The organism is Micromonospora auratinigra (assembly GCF_900089595.1).
GTDB lineage: Bacteria > Actinomycetota > Actinomycetes > Mycobacteriales > Micromonosporaceae > Micromonospora > Micromonospora auratinigra.
The window spans coordinates 3798816-3820163 of sequence record NZ_LT594323.1 but is presented as its reverse complement, the minus strand read 5'-3'; the positions used below and the strand labels follow the sequence as shown (position 1 = coordinate 3820163).

15 protein-coding genes are annotated in these 21348 nt (G+C 72.5%); 8 read left to right on the top strand and 7 right to left on the bottom strand.

The window, feature by feature from the left end:
• The first annotated feature begins 123 nt into the window (after positions 1-123).
• A complete protein-coding gene (locus tag GA0070611_RS16950) occupies positions 124-5190 on the top strand; it encodes an NAD-glutamate dehydrogenase (RefSeq protein ID WP_091665326.1) in 5067 nt (1688 codons plus the stop codon).
• Between the two features lie 70 nt (positions 5191-5260).
• Here the strand turns inward: GA0070611_RS16950 and GA0070611_RS16945 are convergent, their stop codons facing one another.
• Positions 5261-6043, bottom strand: coding sequence for a class F sortase (locus GA0070611_RS16945; protein WP_091665324.1), 783 nt, complete (start codon positions 6041-6043; stop codon positions 5261-5263).
• Positions 6030-7307: a putative sodium/potassium/calcium exchanger gene (locus GA0070611_RS16940; protein ID WP_091673044.1), complete on the bottom strand. Its 1278-nt coding sequence runs from the start codon at positions 7305-7307 to the stop codon at positions 6030-6032. Before GA0070611_RS16940 ends, GA0070611_RS16945 begins: the two co-directional genes overlap by 14 nt.
• A gap of 600 nt (positions 7308-7907) precedes the next feature.
• Here GA0070611_RS16940 and GA0070611_RS16935 point away from each other — a divergent pair.
• Positions 7908-9725 (top strand): glycoside hydrolase family 6 protein, encoded by a 1818-nt coding sequence (locus GA0070611_RS16935; RefSeq protein WP_091665322.1) that lies wholly within the window; start codon positions 7908-7910, stop codon positions 9723-9725.
• Positions 9726-9830: 105 nt separating this feature from the next.
• Here the strand turns inward: GA0070611_RS16935 and GA0070611_RS16930 are convergent, their stop codons facing one another.
• The 5 genes from GA0070611_RS16930 to GA0070611_RS16910 all read right to left on the bottom strand — a co-directional run bounded on the left by GA0070611_RS16930 (position 9831) and on the right by GA0070611_RS16910 (position 14016).
• Entirely contained in the window at positions 9831-10208 is a 378-nt protein-coding gene (locus tag GA0070611_RS16930) for a hypothetical protein (protein ID WP_091665319.1), read from the bottom strand.
• Positions 10209-10279: 71 nt separating this feature from the next.
• Positions 10280-10603 carry a hypothetical protein gene (locus GA0070611_RS16925; RefSeq protein ID WP_091665317.1) on the bottom strand — a complete coding sequence of 108 codons (324 nt, stop codon included), beginning with the start codon at positions 10601-10603 and terminating at the stop codon, positions 10280-10282.
• Positions 10604-10619: 16 nt separating this feature from the next.
• A complete protein-coding gene (locus GA0070611_RS16920; protein ID WP_091665315.1) occupies positions 10620-12275 on the bottom strand; it encodes a sodium:solute symporter family protein in 1656 nt (551 codons plus the stop codon).
• A gap of 138 nt (positions 12276-12413) precedes the next feature.
• Positions 12414-13409, bottom strand: a complete 996-nt coding sequence (locus GA0070611_RS16915; RefSeq protein ID WP_091665314.1) for a hypothetical protein — start codon at positions 13407-13409, stop codon at positions 12414-12416.
• Between the two features lie 13 nt (positions 13410-13422).
• Positions 13423-14016 (bottom strand): hypothetical protein, encoded by a 594-nt coding sequence (locus tag GA0070611_RS16910; protein WP_091665312.1) that lies wholly within the window; start codon positions 14014-14016, stop codon positions 13423-13425.
• A 370-nt stretch (positions 14017-14386) separates the two neighbouring features.
• On the opposite strand from GA0070611_RS16910, the gene GA0070611_RS16905 reads away from it, so the two are divergent.
• The 6 genes from GA0070611_RS16905 to GA0070611_RS16880 all read left to right on the top strand — a co-directional run bounded on the left by GA0070611_RS16905 (position 14387) and on the right by GA0070611_RS16880 (position 21215).
• Positions 14387-16762: a sensor histidine kinase gene (locus tag GA0070611_RS16905; protein WP_091665310.1), complete on the top strand. Its 2376-nt coding sequence runs from the start codon at positions 14387-14389 to the stop codon at positions 16760-16762.
• Positions 16762-17184, top strand: coding sequence for a roadblock/LC7 domain-containing protein (locus GA0070611_RS16900; RefSeq protein ID WP_091665307.1), 423 nt, complete (start codon positions 16762-16764; stop codon positions 17182-17184). Before GA0070611_RS16905 ends, GA0070611_RS16900 begins: the two co-directional genes overlap by 1 nt.
• Positions 17174-17560 (top strand): DUF742 domain-containing protein, encoded by a 387-nt coding sequence (locus GA0070611_RS16895; protein WP_091665304.1) that lies wholly within the window; start codon positions 17174-17176, stop codon positions 17558-17560. Before GA0070611_RS16900 ends, GA0070611_RS16895 begins: the two co-directional genes overlap by 11 nt.
• Positions 17541-18143 (top strand): GTP-binding protein, encoded by a 603-nt coding sequence (locus GA0070611_RS16890; protein ID WP_091665301.1) that lies wholly within the window; start codon positions 17541-17543, stop codon positions 18141-18143. Before GA0070611_RS16895 ends, GA0070611_RS16890 begins: the two co-directional genes overlap by 20 nt.
• 100 nt (positions 18144-18243) lie before the next feature.
• Positions 18244-19284 (top strand): lactonase family protein, encoded by a 1041-nt coding sequence (locus GA0070611_RS16885; RefSeq protein WP_091665300.1) that lies wholly within the window; start codon positions 18244-18246, stop codon positions 19282-19284.
• Positions 19285-19463: 179 nt separating this feature from the next.
• A complete protein-coding gene (locus tag GA0070611_RS16880) occupies positions 19464-21215 on the top strand; it encodes a substrate-binding domain-containing protein (RefSeq protein WP_091665299.1) in 1752 nt (583 codons plus the stop codon).
• Positions 21216-21348 lie beyond the last annotated feature (133 nt).

The following is a 21348-nucleotide window of genomic DNA, read 5'->3' as shown; positions in this document are numbered from 1 at the left end:
GAAAGGACAGAGTCCCGATCCGGACGTCCGGCCAGTGGTCCGCCGACGAACGGACAGAGTGGCAGGGCCTAGGCTGGGCGGCAGAGTGACCCACAACGCGGTGGGTCGAGGGGAGTGGCACCGATGGACCGGCGTCCGGCGATCAAACCGGGACCCGACCTCCGGCAGGCTGACACCAGCCGGGACGATGACAGCTTCGATTCGGCGACCGACGGGGACGGTTTCGGCCGTCTCGACACAGGAGTGACCGGGATGGCCGGTTCCAGCATCGACACCCTCTACGACCTGGGCCTGCCGTCGCAGGCGCTGGTCGACGACACGGAGGACGCCGAGCTGGACGAGCCGGTGCCCAACGCGGAGCGCCTGGTCGCCCAGGCGGTCGCACTGGCCGGCGACGACCACGACGCGGCGACCCTGGTGGGTCGCTTCTGGCGGTTCGCGCCGGACGAGGAGCTGATCGGCTTCACCGCCGAGGAGATGCTCGCGGCGGCCCGGGCCCACCGGGACCTGGCCCAGCAGCGGGTGCCGGGCGAGCTGAAGTTGCGCATCCACGAGCCCGACGCGGACCAGCACCACACCGTGGTCGAGATCGTCACCGACGACATGCCGTTCCTGGTCGACTCGGTGACGGCCCTGCTCAATTCGCACCATCTCGACGTACACCTGCTGGTCCACCCGCTGGTGGTGGTCCGCCGGGAGCCGCTGGGCCGGCTCACCGAGGTCTCCGCCGACGTGGAGCCGGACGACGCGATCGCCGGCGACCTGGTCGAGAGCTGGATGCGGGTCGAGATCGACCCGGTCCGGGACCCGGCCGAGCGGGAGAAGCTCCGCAAGGAGCTCCAGCGGGTCCTCACCGACGTCCGGGAGGCCGTGGAGGACTGGCCGAAGATGCGGCAGCGGGCCCTCGCGCTCGCCGACGAGCTGGCCTCCGCGCGTACCTCGGACAACCGTCCGCCGGTGCCGGAGAAGGACATCACCGACTCGGTGGAGCTGCTGCGCTGGCTGGCGCACGACCACTTCACCTTCCTCGGCTACCGGGAGTACCGGCTGGTCGACACCGACGGCGCGACCGGCGGCCAGGCGTTGGAGGCCGTGCTCGGCACCGGGCTGGGGATCCTGCGCTCCGACTCGCCGGAGGCCCGGGCGCTCTCCTCGATGACCCCCGAGGCGCACGAGAAGGTGCTGGAGAAGCGCCTTCTGATCATCACGAAGGCCAACTCGCGGGCCACCGTGCACCGCTCGGCCTACCTCGACTACATCGGCTTCAAGATTTTCAACGAGGCCGGCGAGGTGGTCGGGGAGCGGCGCTTCCTGGGCCTGTTCTCCACCGCCGCGTACCGGACCAGCGTGCAGGAGCTGCCAGTGGTCCGGCGCAAGGTCGCCGAGGTGCTGGACCGCTCGGGCCTGAGCCTGCGCAGCCACTCCGGCAAGGACCTGCTCCAGATCCTGGAGACCTACCCGCGCGACGAGCTGTTCCAGATCAAGACCGATGACCTCTACCACGCGGTGATCGGCGTGCTGCGGATGGCGGGCCGCCGGCAGCTGCGGGTGTTCCTGCGGCGGGACGCGTACGGGCGGTTCATCTCCTGCCTGATCTACCTGCCCCGGGACCGGTTCACCACCCAGAACCGGCTGCGCATGCAGGACATCCTGCTGCGCGAACTGAACGGCGTGGGGGTGGACTACACCACCCGGGTCACCGAGTCGATGCTGGCCCGGGTGCACTTCATCGTCCGGACCGACCCCACCGACCCGCCGGGGGAGATCGACGCCGACCTGCTCGCCGAGGAGCTGGCCGACGCCACCCGGCTCTGGGACGACGACTACCGGCTGGTGCTGGAGCGCAAGCTCGGCGACGAGCAGGCCAAGCACCTGTTCAGCCGGTACGCCGACGCGTTCCCGGAGGGCTACAAGGACGGGCACACGCCGTACGAGGCGATGAAGGACCTGGCCAAGCTGGAGCTGCTTGAGGAGCCCGGCCAGCTGGAGATGCACCTGTTCCGCAAGCAGCTCGCGCCGCGCACCAACGGCGGCGGGCGGGTCGTCGAGGCCGACGAGACCATGGACGTCCGGTTCAAGGTGTACCGGTACGGCGAGCCGATGATGCTCTCGGCAGTGCTGCCGGTGCTGCACTCCCTCGGCGTCCGGGTGGTCGACGAGCACCCGTACGAGGTGGACCGGGTCGACGGCCGGGTCTTCCTGTACGACTTCGGGCTGCGCCTGCCCGAGGCGCACCAGGAGCTGGCCGAGGTCCGCCCGCACGTGGAGAACGCCTTCGCCGCCGCCTGGCGGGGCGAGGCCGAGGTGGACGGCTTCAACGAGCTGGTGCTGCGGGCCGGGCTCACCTGGCGGCAGGTGGTGGTGCTGCGGGCGTACGCGAAGTACCTGCGGCAGGCCGGCACCGTCTTCTCCCAGGAGTACATGGAGTCGACGTTCATCGCGTACCCGCAGATCGCCAAGCTGCTGGTGGAGCTCTTCGAGACCCGGTTCGCGCCGGGCGCGACCACCATGGAGGAGCGGCAGCGGCGCAGCGGCGAGCTGGTCGGCGCGATCGGCACCGCGCTGGACGACGTGGCCAGCCTCGACCAGGACCGGATCCTGCGCTCCTACCTGACGTTGATCCAGGCCACCCTGCGGACCAGCTTCTACCAGAAGCCGGCCGGCGGGCGGCCCAAGTCGTACGTGGCCTTCAAGCTGGACCCGCAGGCGATCCCGGAGCTGCCGGCGCCCCGGCCCAAGTTCGAGATCTTCGTGTACTCGCCCCGGTTCGAGGGCGTGCACCTGCGGTTCGGCTCGGTGGCCCGGGGTGGCCTGCGCTGGTCCGACCGGCGGGAGGACTTCCGGACCGAGGTGCTCGGCCTGGTCAAGGCGCAGATGGTGAAGAACGCCGTGATCGTGCCGGTGGGCGCCAAGGGCGGCTTCGTGCTCAAGCAGAAGCCGGGCGACCGGGACGAGGCGGTGATCTGCTACAAGGAGTTCATCAGCGCGCTGCTCGACGTCACCGACAACATCTCCAGCGGCAAGATCGTGCCGCCGGAGGACGTGGTCCGGCACGACGCGGACGACCCGTACCTGGTGGTGGCGGCGGACAAGGGCACCGCGACGTTCTCCGACATCGCCAACGAGATCTCCGCCGCGCACGGCTTCTGGCTGGGCGACGCGTTCGCCTCCGGTGGCTCGGCCGGCTACGACCACAAGAAGATGGGCATCACCGCCCGGGGCGCCTGGGAGTCGGTGAAGCGGCACTTCCGGGAGTTGGGCCACGACACCCAGACCCAGGACTTCACCGTGGTCGGCGTCGGCGACATGTCCGGCGACGTGTTCGGCAACGGGATGCTGCTGTCGGAGCACATCCGGCTGGTGGCCGCCTTCGACCACCGGCACATCTTCCTCGACCCGGACCCGGACGCGGCGACGTCGTTCCGGGAGCGCAGGCGCCTCTTCGACCTGCCCCGTTCGTCCTGGGAGGACTACGACCGCGCGCTGATCAGCTCCGGCGGCGGGATCTACCCGCGTACCGCCAAGTCGGTGCCGCTCTCGCCGCAGGTGCGCGCGGTGCTCGGCCTCGACGACGACGTCACGCAGCTCAGCCCGCAGGAGCTGATGAAGGCCATCCTCACCGCGCCGGTGGACCTCTTCTGGAACGGCGGCATCGGCACCTACGTGAAGGCGTCGACGCAGACCAACGCCGAGGTCGGGGACAAGTCCAACGACGCCATCCGGGTGGACGGCAAGAGCCTGCGCTGCCGGGTGGTCGGCGAGGGCGGCAACCTGGGCTGCACCCAGCTCGGCCGGATCGAGTACGCGCTGACCGGCGGCCGCATCTACACCGACTTCATCGACAACGCGGCCGGGGTGGACTGCTCCGACCACGAGGTGAACATCAAGATCCTGCTCAACACGGCGGTCGCCGACGGGGCGCTGACCGTGCCCGAGCGGGACGAGGTGCTGGCCGGGATGACCGACGAGGTCGCCGAGTTGGTGCTGCGGGACAACTACGACCAGGCCCGGGCGATCAACAACGCCCAGGCGCAGGCCGCCTCGCTGCTCCCGGTGCACCGCCGGATGATCAGTGAGCTGGAGCGGGCCGGTCAGCTCGACCGGGCGCTGGAGGCGCTGCCGCCGGACGAGGAACTGGCGGTGCGGACCGAGACCGGCCTGACCGCGCCGGAGTTCGCGGTGCTGCTCGCGTACGTGAAGATCGTGCTGGAGCGCGAGATCGTCGGCGAGGGGCTGGCGGACGAGGAGTGGACGACCGACATCCTGGTCAACTACTTCCCGACCCCGCTGCGGGAGCGGTTCGCCGACCGGATGGGCCAGCACCGGCTGCGCCGGGACATCGTCACCACCGTCCTGGTCAACGAGGCGATCAACCGGGGCGGCATCTCGTTCGTCTTCCGGGTGGTCGAGGAGACGGCCGCGTCGGCCGCCGACGTGCTGCGCGCGTACGTGGTGGTCCGTGAGGTGTTCGGGCTGCGCGACCTGTGGAACGCGGTGGAGTCGCTGGACAACCAGGTCTCGCCCGAGCTGCAGACCAGCGTCTACCTGGACACCCGGCGGCTGCTCGACCGGGCGGTGCGCTGGTTGGTGACCAACCGGCGCTCGCCGATCGACGTGCCGGGGGAGATCGCCCGGCTGCGCGACGGCGTGGCCCGGCTCCTGCCGGACCTGGAGCAGCTCTTCTACGGCACCGAGCGGGAGGCGATCGTCGCCCACATGGAGTCGTTGACCGGGAAGGGGCTGCCCCGCGAGCTGGCCGAGCAGGCGACCCGGCTGATGTACAGCTTCGGCCTGCTCGACGTGGTGGAGACCGCCCAGACGACGGGCCGGGAGGTGAGCGAGGTGGCCTCGGTCTACTTCGTGCTCTCCGACCGGTTCCGGGTGGACGCCCTGCTGTCGAAGATCTCCCTGCTGCCGCGGGAGGACCGCTGGCAGACGCTGGCCCGGATGGCGCTGCGCTACGACCTGTACGCGGCCCTGGCGGCGCTCACCGCCGAGGTGCTGGGCTCCACCCCGGAGAGCCTCCCGCCGGTGGAGCGGGTGCAGGAGTGGGAGCAGGCGAACGCCACCTCGATCCACCGGGCGCACCGGGCGATGGGGGAGTTCGACGAGTCCCGGGCGGACCTCTCCGCCCTGTCGGTGCTGCTGCGGCAGATCCGTACCCTGGTGCGGACCTCGGCCGCGGCCTGACCGGCGCGGACACCGGCGCGGCCCGGTGGTCGGGTGACCGACCGCCGGGCCGCGCCCGTGTCCGCCGTCCTCACGCCGTCATGGTGGCCAGCACGACGATGTTGTCGAGGTAGCTGCCGGCGCTGCGGTCGAAGGTTCCGCCGCAGGTGACCACCCGCAGGCCGGGCTTGTCGTTCGGGCCGTAGACCAGCTCGGTGGGGAAGGCGGTCTTCGGGTACGACTTCACCTCGTCCACCCGGAAGGTGGCGGCGGAGCCGTCCGCCCGGGCGACCGCGATGGTGTCCCCCGGCTGGAGCGAGCCGAGGTCGAAGAAGACCGCCGGGCCGAGCTTGGCCGAGTCGACGTGCCCGACGATCACGGCGTTGCCGGCCTCGCCGGGGCTGGCGCCGGGCGAGTACCAGCCGGCCTTCATGGCCTGGTCCAGCGGGGGCACCTGGACCGTGCCGTCGGGATTGGTGCCGAGGCTCATGATCTCGGCGTTCACCCCGATCCGGGGAATCGAGATGGTGGTCGGCGCCGACCGGGGCAGGGCGACGACCGCGGGGGCGGTGTCCGGGTCCGGCCGGCCGGTGGGTCCGGCGTCGGCCGGCGCCTGCGTGCCGGTGTCGGTGCCGTCGGGCAGGGCGGCCCCGTCGGCCGTGGCGGTGCCGTCGGGCGCGGCGGTGGTCGGTTCGGCCGGACCGGCCTGGGCGAGCGGCTGGGGCGGGCGGGGCGGGGGCACGGTCCGGACGGACGCGCCGATCATCCCGGCGCCCACCATGGCGAGCAGGACGACGACGGCGGCGCCGGCGGCGCGCCACGGTCTCCCGTGACGGCCGCCGGCCCGTGTCGCCGCCTGGTCAGACGAGGCCATTGGCCCGACGCCGACGCAGCAGGACGATGCCACCCAGAGCGGCGGCGCCGATCATGCCCGCGCCACCGGTCATCATGCCGCGGTCGGTGCTGGTGGTGGTCATGCCACCGTCACCGCCGTCGACCGGGCCGCGCGGCAGCACGACCAGCTCGCCCTCGCCGCACGAGCCGTGCAGCGTGTACTTGCCGGGGCGGGCGTGCTCGGAGACCTCGGCCTCGCCGTAGTAGACGAAGTCCTTCTTGTGCTCCCAGCTGCCCTCGTCGCCGCCACGGCCGTGCTCGTCGCCCATGCCGTACTCGTCGCCGCCGCGGCCGTACTCGTCGCCGCCCTTGCCGTGCTCGTCCTTGGACCACTCGTCGCCGCCACGGCCGTGCTCGTCGCCCATGCCGTACTCGTCGCCGCCCTTGCCGTGCTCGTCCTTGGACCACTCGTCGCCGCCACGGCCGTGCTCGTCGCCCATGCCGTACTCGTCGCCGCCCTTGCCGTGCTCGTCCTTGGACCACTCGTCGCCGCCACGGCCGTACTCGTCGCCGCGACCCTCCTCGTCACGCCCGTGCCGGTCCTTGCCGTCCGGGCCCTGGTCGGACTCCTCGTCCTGGCCGTACTCCTCGTGGCCCTTCCAGTCGGAGCCCTGGTCGCTGCCCCAGTCGGCGGCCATGCCGCCACCGGCGCCGCCCGCCGGGGGCTGCGGCGCGCCGCCGCCGTCCGCCGGGGGCTGCGGCTGGCCGCCGTCCGACGGCGGCTGGCCGTGGTCGTCCGGGCCCTTGCCGTGGTCGTCGCCCTTGCCGTGGTCGTCCTTGCCCTGCTCGTTGCCCTTGCCGTGGTCGTCCTTGCCCTGCTCGTTGCCCTTGCCGTGGTCGTCCTTGCCCTGCTCGTCGCCCTTGCCGTGGTCGTCGCGGCCCTGCTCGTCGCCGCGACCCTCCTCGTCGCGCCCGTGCCGGTCCTTGCCGTCGGGGCCCTGGTCCGCGTCCTCCTCGTCGCGGTCCTGCCACCCCCCGTGGTCGTCGCCGCGGTCCTCCCGGACCGGGTGGAGCTTGACCTTGCCGGTCACCTTGGACCAGACGTAGGCGTGTTCCTGCGGCTCCGGGCAGATTTCGAGGAGCTTGACCTCGTCCCCGGCCTTGACGACGTGGGGCTTGGCGACGACCTTGCCCTCGTCCTCGTGGTGCCCGCCAGCGAAGGCCATACCCGGGGTGAACACCAGGAGGCCCGCGCCGCCGAGGGCGGCACCCGCAACGACCTTCCCGAGCATCTTGTTAGCCATGACCTGCGTCACTCCATCCCTTTTTGTCCTGAGCCCGACGACAGTCGAGCTACGACCGACGTTAGACCGTTTCGCGACTTATCCGGGGAAAGATTCGTGTTTAAGAGTTTGCAAATGATCCGTCGCGTAGGAGTGCTACGCGGCTTTAGCGGCCTCTCAGGCGGAAGTCGCCCCGCCCGCCCCCGTCGGCCCGCATGCCACCCGGACGACCTGACGTACCGTGGCTACCGACCTCTGTGTCGCACGCTCCCCGCCGCCGGGTCTCGGCGGTTTCGGCAGGCACGGGCCCTTCGGCCCTGGCGATGGCCGGCTGCCCGCATCGAACCGTTGCCATGGAAGCGCTCCCATGCAAGAATCGCTGCACGCGGTTCGGGGAGCCACACCGCGAACTCGGACGTCGAGGGCACCGGTTCAGGCCGGACGACGTCGGAGCGCCGACCGGCCTGACGCCGGTCGCAGACCCCCACCACCACCGCCCGTCCGGGTCGGGCACCCCCGAAGACCCCCGATGGCACCGACGTGGCGTCCCCTCCGGGACGTCCCGAGGGCCATTCCGCCGGGCCGTACGCGGATCCGGTCTCGCCCAAGGAGATCAGTGGCATGAATCTGTGGAGAAGGCTGTCCGGCCGTAACCGGACGCTCGCGCTGACCGGCGCCGGCGTCCTGGTCGCCGGCGGGCTGGTGACCATTCCGGTCACGGCGGCGCAGGCCGCCACCCAGTGCAGCGTGGACTACACCACCAGCGACTGGCCCGGTGGCTTCACCGGCACCGTCACCATCAAGAACCTCGGTGACCCGGTGAGCTCCTGGAACCTCGGCTTCACCTTCCCGCTCGCCAGCCAGAAGGTGCAGCAGGGCTGGTCGGCGAAGTGGTCGCAGAGCGGCCAGAACGTGACCGCGACCAACGAGTCGTACAACGGGACGCTGGGCAGCGGCGCCAGCACCACCATCGGCTTCAACGGCGCGTGGAGCGGCAGCAACCCGAAGCCGACCTCGTTCACCCTGAACGGCACGGTCTGCAACGGCGGCACCACGCCCACCACGCCGGCGCCCACCACCCCTGCGCCGACGACCCCGCCGCCCACGACTCCGCCGCCCACCACCCCGCCGCCCACCACCCCGCCCCCCACCACGCCGCCGCCGACCACCCCGCCGCCGGGGCAGAAGGTGGACAACCCGTACGCCGGGGTCAAGGGCTACGTGAACCCGGAGTGGAAGGCCAAGGCCGAGTCGGTCACCGGCGGCAGCCGGGTGTCCAACAACCCGACCGCGGTGTGGCTGGACCGGATCGCCGCGATCAACGGCACCACCGGCAGCAGCTCCAACGGCTCGATGGGCGTCCGGGACCACCTGGACAAGGCGCTCGCCCAGGGCGCCGGCTACATCCAGTTCGTGATCTACAACCTGCCCGGCCGGGACTGCGCCGCGCTCGCCTCCAACGGCGAGCTGGGCCCGGACGAGCTGCCCCGCTACAAGGCCGAGTACATCGACCCGATCGCCGCGATCCAGGCCGACCCGAAGTACGCCAGCCTGCGCATCGTCAACATCATCGAGATCGACTCGCTGCCGAACCTGGTGACCAACACCTCCGGCCAGCCGGGCGGCACGGCCATGTGTGACACCGTCAAGGCCAACGGCGCGTACGTGAACGGCGTCGGTTACGCCCTGGCCAAGCTGGGCGCGATCAACAACGTCTACAACTACATCGACGCCGCGCACCACGGCTGGATCGGCTGGGACAGCAACTTCGGCCCGACCGCCCAGCAGCTCTACGCCGCCGCCACCGCGTCCGGCAGCACCGTGCACAACGTCGCCGGCTTCATCACCAACACGGCGAACTACTCCGCGCTGAAGGAGCCGTACATCAAGATCACCGACTCGGTGAACGGCCAGACCGTGCGGCAGTCCAAGTGGATCGACTGGAACCAGTACGTGGACGAGCTCTCGTTCGCCCAGGCGTTCCGCAACAAGCTGGTCTCGATCGGCTTCGACAGCAACATCGGCATGCTGATCGACACCTCCCGCAACGGCTGGGGCGGCGCCAACCGGCCCACCGGCCCGGGCGCGACGACCAGCGTCGACACCTACGTCAACGGTGGCCGCATCGACCGCCGGATCCACGCCGGCAACTGGTGCAACCAGTCCGGTGCGGGCCTCGGCGAGCGGCCGAAGGCCAACCCGGAGCCGGGCATCGACGCGTACGTCTGGGTGAAGCCCCCGGGCGAGTCGGACGGTTCCAGCACCGCCATCCCGAACGACGAGGGCAAGGGCTTCGACCGGATGTGCGACCCGACCTACACCGGTAACGCCCGCAACGGCAACAGCCTGACCGGTGCCCTGCCCAACGCGCCGATCTCCGGCGCCTGGTTCCCGGCCCAGTTCGCCCAGCTCATGCAGAACGCCTACCCGGCGCTGTAGACCCTGCCGCCAACCCACCCGACGCGGCGGGAGTGAGGCACCGCCGCGACGGGTTTCCCGGGCCCCTGGTCGACGCCCACGTCGACCAGGGGCCCTCGGGCTGTCTCAGGGGACGGTCTTCTCGATCGCCGCCCGGCCCAGCTCGGCCAGGTCCCGGCGGGCCCGGTCCAGGTTCTCCGGGGTGAGGTCCTGCCCCCGGGCCATCACCAGGTCCTCCGGCTCCCAGGGCTGCTCCGCGCCGGTGCGGATGTTGTCCCCGCCGGCCCCGGTGCCGGTGCCGGTCGCCCCGGTGCCGGCCGCGTACGGGTCACCGATGAGATCGGGGTAGCCGGTGTCCGGCACCGCCCCGTCGGGCTCGGTGAAGACCGGGTTGTCCGGGTCGGCGCCGCCGCTGCGCAACTGCGGCACCGTGCTGTCGTCGTCCACCGCGGCGGCCACCTCGGGGGTCTCCTCCAGCGGCCGCTCGCCGCCACGATCCGTCATGCTGCTGCCCTCCGGTCTCGGCGTTGCGTGGATCCACCCGGGGTACCCCCAGCGGGGCGGGCCATGCGGGATCAGCGCTCCTCGCCGGCGTGCGACTCCGGTGGCTGGTTCGGGCTCACCCACTGCCAGGTGAGCATCAGCAGGCCGAAGACGAGCATGGCCAGGCCGGCCCAGAGGTTGATCCGGAGCCCCTGCGCCTTGTCGATCTCGGCCGACGAGTCGAAGAGCCCCATCAGGCCCACGATCAGCCCGTACGCGACGAAGAGGCCGCCGATCACCCGGCGGATGTCGAAGAGCCGGGCCGCGGCGGTGTGCGCCTCCCGCTCGTCCTCGGTCTCGTCGACCAGCGGGTCGTGGGCCTCGCCGTCCTGGTAGCGGTCCGCGTTGTCAGCCATGGCGTGGGTCCCTTCCTCAGAAGACCGGGATGTAGAAGAGGGCGGCGAGGATCACGGCGACCACGCCGAGCAGCACCGGCGAGCGGTACCAGGCCGCGTCGCCGGCCAGCGAGTCGTCGGCGAGCGTGGTGTCGCTCAGTCCGTACACCAGGCCGGTCAGCTGGTCGTCGGTCTTCGGGCGGGTCAGTGGGGTGATGATCGCGGCCACCACCGCGACCGTGACGAAGGCCAGGCCCGCGCCCCAGAAGCTCTCCTCCAGGTCCGAGTTGAAGCTGATCACGCCGGCCTTGTAGAGCAGGTAGGTCGCGATCGCCACCACGGTGCCCGACAGCAGCGACCAGAAGCCGGCCAGCGCGGTCATCCGCCGCCAGAACATGCCGATGATGAAGGTGCCGAAGAGCGGGGCGTTGAAGACCGAGAAGAGCGCCTGGATGTAGTTCATGATGTTGCTGAAGCCGGCCGCGATGAACGCGGTGCCGATGCCGATCACCACGGCCACCACGGTGGCGATCCGGCCGATCTTCACGTAGTACTCGTCCGGCCGGTCCCGCCGGAAGTAGGCCTGCCAGATGTCGTACGTGAAGACGGTGTTGAAGCCGCTGACGTTGGCGGCCATGCCGGCCATGAACGAGGCCACCAGGCCGGTCACCGCGATGCCCAGCACGCCGTTGGGGAGCAGGTCGCGCATGAGCAGCGGGATGGCGTTGTTGTAGACCAGGTCGCCCTGCTCGGCGCCCAGTCCCTTGACCGTGATCAGGGCGATCAGGCCGGGGATCACGGTGACCAGCGGGATGAGCAGCTTCGGGTACGCGCCGATGATCGGCGTACGCCGGGCCGCGCTCATGTTCCGCGCGGACAGGGCCCGCTGCACCTCGGCGAAGTTCGTGGTCCAGTAGCCGAAGGAGAGCACGAAGCCGAGGCCGAAGACGATGCCCAGCCAGTGCGCGCCGAGCGGGTTGTCGGTGCTGCCGGTGCCCTGCCAGGCGTGCAGTCCCGCCTCGCCCAGCTTCGAGCCCCGGACCGCGTCCATCAGCCCGCTCACGCCACCGACCTTGACCAGGCCGATCACCGTGATCGGCACCAGGCCGGCGATGATCACGAAGAACTGGAGCACCTCGTTGTAGATCGCCCCGGAGAGACCCCCGACGGTGATGTACGCCAGCACGATCAGCGCGCCGATCACGATCGCGACCCAGAGCGGCCAGCCGAGCAGCGCCTGCATGATCAGCGCCAGCGCGTACAGGTTCACCCCGGCGATGAGCACCTGGGCGACCGCGAAGCTGATCGCGTTCAGCAGGTGCGTGGGGCGGTTGAAGCGCAGCCGCAGGTACTCGGGGACGCTGCGGACCTTCGAGCCGTAGTAGAAGGGCATCATCACGATGCCGAGGAAGACCATCGCCGGCACGGCGCCGATCCAGTAGTAGTGCACGGTCATGATGCCGTACTGGGCGCCGTTGGCGGCCATGCCGATGATCTCCAGCGCGCCCAGGTTGGCCGAGACGAACGCCAGGCCGGTGACCCAGGCGGGCAGCGAGCGCCCGGAGAGGAAGAAGTCGACGCTGGTCCGGATCGCCCGGCGGGCGGCGAAGCCCACCCCGAGGACCGTCACGAAGTAGAGCGCCAGGATGACGTAGTCCACCGCGTTCATGTTCAGCCGTAGGCCGCCGCCCATTTGCGAACTCCCTCCGTGCGTCGCTGCGGCGGCAGGTACCCCGTTTGCGAAGTTTCATGCCTGGAATTCCATCCGCCGGACACGGCGGAGCCCCGGCCGGTGATTCCGGCCGGGGCTCCGGGTGGGGTCGGGGGGCGTTCAGCGACCCAGGACGCGGTCCAGGAAGTCGCGGTAGCCGCGCACGGCCACCCGGAGCTGCTCGGTGTCGGCCGAACCGGACTCCTGCCAGCCGCCCAGCTTGCTCTTCTGCTCCCGCAACGCCGCGGCGAGCGCCTCCATGGCCTCGTCGACCAACGACTGCGCCTCGCCGACCGCGGCCTTCGGGTCGTCGACGAACCGCAGCTGCACGTCCCGCCAGCGGTCCCGGAAACCCTGCGCGGCCTCCGGGCCGAAGAGCGTGGCGGCGTCCGCCGGCACCGCGCCCGGGGTGGGCCGGGCCGCTCCGGCCAGCGTGCCGTCCTTGGCGGCGGCGGCCGTCGCGCCGAGCGCGCCCGCGCCCGCCGCGGCGGTGCTGGCGTCCGGGTCGACCATCGCCGGGTCGGCGCTGCCGTAGCCGGCCGCACCCGCCTCCGGCGCGTCGTCGCGCGTCGCGTCGGCGTGCTCGGCGCTCCACCGGTCCCGGTCGTGCAGCCGGTCGCCCGCGGTCGGGTCGGCCCGCTCGTCGTCGAAGGCGTCGGTCCGGCCGGGCGCGCCGTCGCCGGGGGCGACGGTGTCCTCGCCGCGCGGGTCGCGCTCGTCCTCGGGCCGCCCGCTCGCCATCGCGGACGCGGCCACCGCGTCGCCCACCGTGGTCGCCCCGAACGCGGTCGGCAGCGGCGCCGGGTCGTGGTACTCCCGCCGGCCGTCGTCGTCGAGGTCGGCCGCCTCCGCGTCACGGACCTCCCGGGCGTCGTACGCCCGGGTCTCGTCCAGCGCCGCGTCGTGCGCGTCGGTGCGGCGGTCGTCGCCGGGCACCGTCGGGTCGTCGTCGAAGGTGCCCCGGTCGTCCAGCGCGTCCTCGGGTACGTCGGCCCGCTCGCCCCGGTCGTCCCGGTGGCCGTCGCCGTCGAGGTCACCGGGCGGGGGGACCGGCACCGGGTGGGACCGGACGGCCTCGGGGTGGTCCTGGCTGATCTGCTGCTCTTCCTGGCGCATGGCGGCGGTCTCCTCAGCGGCTCGTGACGTCGGGCTCGTGGTCGGGGTGGCGCTGCTCCGGAGCCGTCCGGCCGACCGGGTCCTCGCCGAGCAGGTCGGCGAAGAGGGCCCGGTAGTGCACGAGCGCCTGGCGGAGGTCCTCGGTGCCGGCCTCACCGCGTTCGTTGCGCAGCCGGATCTCGTGGGCGTCCCGGTAGTGGTCCAGGGTGCGGGCGTGCTCGACGGAGAGGTGGGCGGCCTGCTCGGAGAACTCGCCGGTCGGGTAGCCGCGCTCGGCGATCAGCCGGCTGACCAGCTCGTCGGCCTCGCTCACGGTCTCCGCCGGGGAGTCGACGAAGCGGACCTGGAGTTCCTCCCAGGCGGCGGCGTAGGTCGCCCGGGACTCGGCGCTCAGCGGGGTGAGTTCCAGTTCGGCGTGCCGGCGCTCCCGCTCGCGCAGCTCCCGCTCGGCCGCGCTCCGGCTGTCCTGCTCGGCGACGGCCCGGTCGTACTCGGGGCCGAACCGCTGCTTGAGGGCCCGCCGGCGGCTGGCCACGACGGCGACCGCGGCCAGCGCCGCGAGCACCAGGACGACGATGACTATGACGACTACCTGCGTGGACGACATGGCTCCTCCTTCGCCCGCTGGTATTCCCTCCGCACCGTGATCACCAATCCCGATCCGGCGCACTTTCCTGCCCCGGTCCGGCGGGAGAAATGGATCTGCTCCAGAAAGCGCGTTCGGCTGCCGGGGCGGCGCGGATCCGCTCCCACGCCGTCGCCCGGCCGGCGTCGCCACCGGGCGGGGTCCCCCGGGCGGGCCGAACGGCGTCCACAGGGGACATCTCGCACCGTAGCCCGGGGCGAGACGGCCGGTAGTGCAACCGCCGGTGATTACGTATCCTGCCCAAGGCGCCCGAGCCGGGGCCCGGCGTCGTGGCCGGACAGTTCCGGCCGGTGCCGGCGCCACCCCTGCGACACCTTCCGGGCGAGGTCTGATGAACACCCGTGACTGGCCGATCCGCGCCAAGCTGACCGCGCTGGTCATCGGTCCGGTGACGGCGCTGCTGGCGCTCTGGATCTTCGCCACCACGCTCACCTTCGGACCGGCCCTCGACCTGCTGGCCGCCCGGACCTACCTCTACGACCTCGGCCGTCCCGGCGAGACGGTGGTCGCCGAGCTGCAACAGGAGCGCCGGCTCTCGGTCGTCCAGCTCGCCGGCGAGTCCACCCTGCCCGCCCTGGCCGAACAGCGGGGACGCACCGATCGGGCGATCGCCGAGCTGCGCCGCCGGGTGAACGGGGACGACCTGCGCGACGCCGCCGACGAGCTGCTCGACACCCGCCTCGACCAGCTCGTCTCCGCGCTCGACGCGCTGCCGGCCGGGCGGGGCTTCATCGACGCCCGCAAGCTGGACCGGGCCGGGGCGATCGGCCTCTACAGTGGCATGATCAGTTCGGCCTTCCAGGCGTTCTCCGCGATGGCCGCGATGCCCGACCACCAGCTCAACCGGGAGGCGCTGGCGCTCACCGCGCTGGGTCGGTCCCGCGAGCTGCTCGGCCAGGCCGACGCCCTGCTCGCCGGCGCGCTGACCGCCGGCCGGTACGCCGACGGGGAGCACGAACAGCTGGTCCGCACCATCGACAACGAGCGGTTCCTGGCCGAGACCGCGGTGGCCGACCTGCCGGCGAGTGAGCGGGCCGGGTACCAGCGCCTCGTCGAGTCGCCGGACTGGGTCCGGCTGCGCGCGTTGCAGGACACCCTGGTCCGCAGCCGGGAGCTGCCGGCCCGGCTCGACGTACGGGCCTGGGAGACCAGTCGGGCCGGCGCCTGGCAGAGCCTGCGGGACTTCGAGCTGCGGGGCGCCGACGGGCTGGCCGAGCGGTCCGTGCCGATGGCGGTGGGCATCCTGGTCCGGCTCGCCGCCGCGGGGGTGCTCGGCCTGCTGGCCATCGTGGTCTGCGTGCTGGTCGCGCTCCGGGTCGGCCGCTCGCTGGCCCGCCGGCTCACCGGCGTGCGGACCGCCGCGCTGGAGATGGCCGAGGACCGGCTGCCCGACGTGGTCGCCCGGCTGCGCCGCGGCGAGGTGGTGGACGTCGCCAAGGAGGCCCCCGAGCTGGACCACGGCGGCGACGAGATCGGCGAGGTCGGCCGGGCCTTCAACGAGGTACGCCGGACCGCCCTGCAGTCCGCCGTCGACGAGGTGACGCTGCGCCGCGGGCTCAACGAGGTCTTCCTCAACATCGCGCGGCGCAGCCAGGGCCTGGTGCACCGGCAGCTCGCGCTGCTGGACCGGCTGGAGCGGCAGACCGAGGACCCGGACGAACTGGCCGGCCTCTTCCAGGTCGACCACCTGGCCACCCGGCTCCGGCGGCACGCCGAGGACCTGGTCATCCTCGCCGGGGCCGCCCCCGGGCGGGGCTGGCGCAACCCGGTCGCGGCCGTCGACGTCATCCGGGGCGCGATCTCCGAGGTCGAGTCGTACGACCGGGTGGACGTGGGGGACGTGCAGCCGGCCGGGCTGCTCGGCCGGGCCGTCGGTGACGTGATCCACCTGCTCGCCGAGCTGATCGAGAACGCCACCGCCTTCTCCCCGCCGGGCAGCCGGGTGGACGTGACCGGGCGGACCGTGCCCGGCGGGTACGCCATCGAGATCACCGACCGGGGGCTGGGCATGTCGCCGCAGGCCCTCACCGAGGCGAACCGCAGGCTGTCCCGGTCGCCCGAGTTCGACCCGGCCGACAGCGCCCGGCTGGGCCACTTCGTGGTGGCCCGGCTCGCCGCCCGGCACGGCGTCCGGGTCGAGTTGCGGGTCGGCACCCCCGCCGGGACCGTCGCCGTGGTGCTCGTCCCGGCGGACCTGGTCACCGCGGAGCCGGCGCTGGCCCCGGCCGCGCCGGCCGGGGGCGCGACGCCCGACGACCGGCGGATGGCCAAGGTCACCCGGCTGGCCACGGTGCCCCGGCCGCGGACCGCCCGGCCCGGCCGGGAGCGGGCCGACTCGGCGGTGGTGCCGCTCTCCGCCGGGCGCACCTCCGCGGTGGAGAACCCGGCCGACGGCGACGGGTTGCCGCGTCGGGTCCGCCGTCGGGGACCGGCCAACCGGCCCCGGGCGGCCGTCGCGGACGCCGCGCCGCGCTCGCCCGAGGAGGTACGCCGGGCCATGGCCGCGCTCCAGGCGGGCACCGCCCGTGGTCGCCGGGACGGCCTCCGGGCCGCCGAGAGCGGCGCCGACCCCGCCGGGCCCGTCCCGCCGGCCCCCGACCGGGCGGCCGGAGCCACCGGTCCGGCGCCGGACCGGCCCACCGAGCCCTCCCCGCCGGAGCCGTCGCCGGCTCCGCAACCCCCGACCGCAACTGAGAGGGACGCCTAGTGGTGCACACGACGCGGCAGAACGCCGATCTCGGCTGGTTGCTCGACGACCTGGTGGAGCGGGTGCCGGCCGCCCGCCAGGCGGTGGTGCTGTCGGCGGACGGGCTGCTGCTCGGGGCCTCCGCCGACCTGGACCGCGACGACGCGGAGCACCTCTGCGCCCTCGCCTCCGGCTTCTCCAGCCTGGCCAGGGGGGCGACCCGGCACCTGGCCGGCGGCGCGGTCCGCCAGACCGTGGTGGAGATGGAGTCCGCGTACCTCTTCGTCACCGCCGCCGGGCAGGGCGCCTGCCTGGCCGTGGTGAGTGAGGCCGACGCCGACATCGGTCTGGTGGCGTACGAGATGGCGATGCTGGTGATCCGGGTCGGCGAGAACCTGAGTACGCCGGCCCGGACCGCCGCGGGGACCGGCCATGCGGGCTGAGCCGCCGGGGCCGCAGCACGAGTGGCTGGACGCCGCGGCCGGGCCGGTCGTCCGGCCGTACACCCTGACCGGGGGTCGGGTGCGGCCGGCCGCGAGCTTCGACCTGGTGGCCTTCGTGCTGGCCGCGGCGACGGCCGACGCGACCGGCGTGCCGGGTCTCCAGCCGGAACACCGGCGCCTGGTCGAGCTGGCCCGGCGGCCGGTCGCGGTGGCCGACCTCGCCGCGGACCTGGACCTCGCCGTGGGCGTGGTCCGGGTGCTCCTCGGCGACCTCCTCGACCGGGGGCTCGTCGCGGTGCACCAGCCGCCGACCGCCGCGTTCCTGCCCGACGACAACATCCTCAAGGCGGTGGTCAGTGGACTCCGTGCGCTTTGACCGGGAGGCGACCAGCCCACGGGTCCCGCTCGCGCTGAAGATCCTCATCGCCGGCGGCTTCGGTGCCGGCAAGACGACGCTGGTCAGCGCGCTGAGCGAGGTCCGGCCGTTGCAGACGGAGGAGGTGCTGACCGACGCCGGGATCGGCACCGACGACACCTCCGGGGTGGAGCAGAAGACCACCACCACCGTGGCGATGGACTTCGGTCGGATCACCATCAACGACGATCTCCAGGTCTATCTGTTCGGTACGCCCGGTCAGGACCGGTTCTGGTTCCTCTGGGACGAGTTGGCCTTCGGTGCGCTGGGCGCGGTGGTGCTCGCCGACACCCGCCGGCTGGCCGACTGCTTCCCCTCGATCGACTACTTCGAGCAGCGCGGCATCCCCTTCGTGGTGGGGGTGAACTGCTTCGACGGGTCCCGCCGGTTCAGCCTGGAGGCGGTCCGGGACGCCCTGGACCTCGACCCGGAGGTGCCGCTGGTGCTCTGCGACGCCCGGGACCGGCAGTCCGCGAAGCTGGTACTGATCTCCCTGGTCGAGCACGTCGCCCGGCAGCGTGGTGAGCCGGTGCCGGTGGGCTGAGGGCCGGCCCGGCGGAAACCGGTACGGGAAATCGCGGCTAACCGGCCGGCTCACGGGGAAGCCTCTGGTTTGATCGACACAGCGGGCGGAGGGGGCAGCGGTGACCGGGCAGGACACGATCGTCCACATCGGTGGGTACACGGCGGAGATGGGCGGACGGGCCGACGGGATCGTCGCCGCACGCCGCGACCCGGTCTCCGGGGCGCTCTCCGTGCTCGGCACGGTGGCGGTCACCCGGTCGCCGTCGTTCCTGGTCCGGCACCCGAGCCTGCCGCTCCTGTACGCGGTCAACGAGTTGTCCGACGAGGGGGAGCTGAGCGCCTTCCGGGTCGCCCCCGACGGTGACCTCGACCCGGTCGGCGTCCGGCCGACCGGGGGCGCGGAGCCGTGCCACCTGGCGGTCGCGCCGGACGGGCGGCACCTGTTCGTGGCCAACTACGGCGGGGGCAGCGTGGCCGTCTTCCCGCTCGACGCCGAGGGCCGCCCGGGGGAGCGCAGCGACCTGGTCCGGCACGAGGGGCACGGCGCCGACCCGGAGCGGCAGGACCGGGCGCACTGCCACATGGTCTCGCCCGACCCGGCCGGCGGGCCGCTGCTCGCCGTCGACCTGGGCACCGACTCGGTCTACCGGTACGACCTCGACGCCGCCTCCGGCCGGCTGGTGCCCCGCGCGCCGCGGCTGCGCACGCCCGCCGGGACCGGGCCCCGGCACCTGGCCCGGCACCCCGACGGTCGGCGCTGCTGGCTGGTCGGCGAGCTCGACGGGACGGTCACCGGCTACGAGGTGACCGCCGACGGCACCCTGCACCAGCGGGCCCGGGTGGACGCCAGCGGGCGGGCCGGGCACGTCCAGCCCTCGGAGGTGGCGGTCGGCCCGGACGGGCGCTTCCTGTACGTGGGTAACCGCGGGGTGGGCACGGTGGCCGTGTTCGCGCTGGCCGGCGAGACGCCCGAACTGGTGGCCGAGGTCGACACCGGGGGCGAGTGGCCCCGGCACTTCGCGCTGGCCGGCGGGTACCTGTACGTGGCCGACGAGCGGGCCGACATGATCAGGATCTTCCGGCTGGACCCGGCCGGCGGGGTGCCGGAGCCGGTGGGTGAGCCGGTGCCGGTGGGGAGCCCGACCTGCGTCCGGCCGTGACGGATCGAGGACGGGCAGCGACCGTCCGCTGTGGAGCGCCACCACGTCCGATGACTGACCGATCACTCAACGTGACTTTTGGGCGATCAACTGTTTCTCCTGCGTAACTTTCGTCCGAACGGACGTGGCAGTAACCCCACGAGATACGCAAGATGGTCACCGTGTCTGGCCGCCATCGCATGCGTTCAAGCCTTCGCGGGGCAGGTGCCGCCGCGGCGGCCACTGCGCTCGTCCTCGTCGTAGCCGGTTCCTGGTTCGGTTACCAGCAGCTGGCGGGGCCATCCTGCTCCGGCAAGATCCAGCTCTCGCTCGCGGCTGCTCCGGAGATCGCCCCGGCCGTCAAGGGCGCGGCCGACCAGTGGGTCGCCGACGGGGCCGCGGTCGGCGGGACCTGCATCGCGGTGAACGTCACCTCCGCCGAGGCGGTCGACGTGGCCGCCGCGGTGGCCAGCAAGCACGGCGCGACGCTCGCCGGCGTCGGTCAGGCCAGCGGCACGGCCGTGACGCCGGACGTCTGGGTCCCGGACTCCTCCACCTGGCTGCTGCGGCTCAAGTCCGGCGGCGCGACCGCCTTCGCCCCGGCGAACGGCGCCTCGATCGCCCGCAGCCCGGTGGTCGTGGCGGTGCCCGAGCCGGTGGCCACCCGCTTCGGCTGGCCGAACAAGAAGCTCAGCTGGACCGACATGCTCCGGCAGGTGACCAGCGACAAGCCGCTGCGCGCAGGCATCGTGGAGCCGACCCAGGACGCCGCCGGCCTCTCCGGGCTGATGTCGCTGACCGCGGCCGCCAGCAACACCGGCAACGCGGGCACCGACTCGTCGGAGGCCATGGTGGGCGCCCTGCGGGCGCTCGCGACCAACCGGTCCTCGCTGCGCCAGGACCTCCTCGCGCGCTTCCCGCGCTCGTCCGACCCGACGGCCATCGCCAACGGGCTCGGCGCGGCGGCGCTCTCCGAGGAGGACGTCATCGCGTACAACAACACCAAGCCGCCGATCCCGCTGGCCGCGCTCTACCTGGAGCCGGCGCCGATGCCGTTGGACTACCCGTTCGCGGTGCTGCCGGGCATCGAGCCGGCCAAGGCGTCTGCCGCCAAGGTGCTCTTCGAGCTGCTGACCACCCCCGGCTTCAAGAACCGGCTGGCCGCGCAGTCGCTGCGCTCGCCGGACGGCAACTGGGGGGACGGCTTCAAGGCGCCGCAGGGTGCGCCGAGCCCGGCCAACGGTGGCGCCAGCGCGGTGCCGCCGATCGGGCAGGGTGGCGCGGCCGACCTGGACCCCATCGCGATACAGAAGGTCACCAGCACCTGGTCGGTGGCGACCCAGTCGGGCCGGATGCTCTGCGTCATCGACGTCTCCGGCTCGATGAAGCAGCCGGTCGCGACGGCGAACGGCGCGAGCCGGGAGCAGGTCACCGTGGAGGCCGCGAACAAGGGCCTGGCGCTCTTCGACGACTCCTGGTCGATCGGCCTGTGGACCTTCTCCACCAATCTGGTGGGCAGTCAGGACTACCGGAAGATGGTCAAGATCGCGCCGCTCTCCGGCAACCGGCGCGCCCTGCAGCAGGGGCTCGCCTCGATCAAGCCGTCGAGCGGCAACACCGGTCTCTACGACACCCTGCTGGCCGCCTACAAGGAGGTCCAGGAGGACTGGGAGCCGGGCAAGGTGAACTCGATCGTGCTGTTCACCGACGGCAAGAACGAGGACGACAACGGCATCACCCAGAAGCAGTTGATCGACCAGCTCAAGAAGATCCGCGACCCGGAGCAGCCGGTCCAGGTGATCATCATCGGTATCGGCAGCGACGTGAGCCGGGCGGAGCTGACCCCGATCACCGAGGTCACCGGCGGCCGGCCGTTCGTCACGGTGGACCCCAGCAAGATCGGTGAGATCTTCCTTCAGGCCATCGCGCTGCGGCCGCCCGCGCCGCGCTGATCGGCCACTCAGTGTGAGACTTCCGCCGTACCGGCGAGCCGGTACGGCGGAAGGCTTTTCGGGTTCCGAAAAGTGACGGCAATGCGTCTGAATCAATCGGCGATCATAATTATCGAGGCAAGATGTCCGGGTG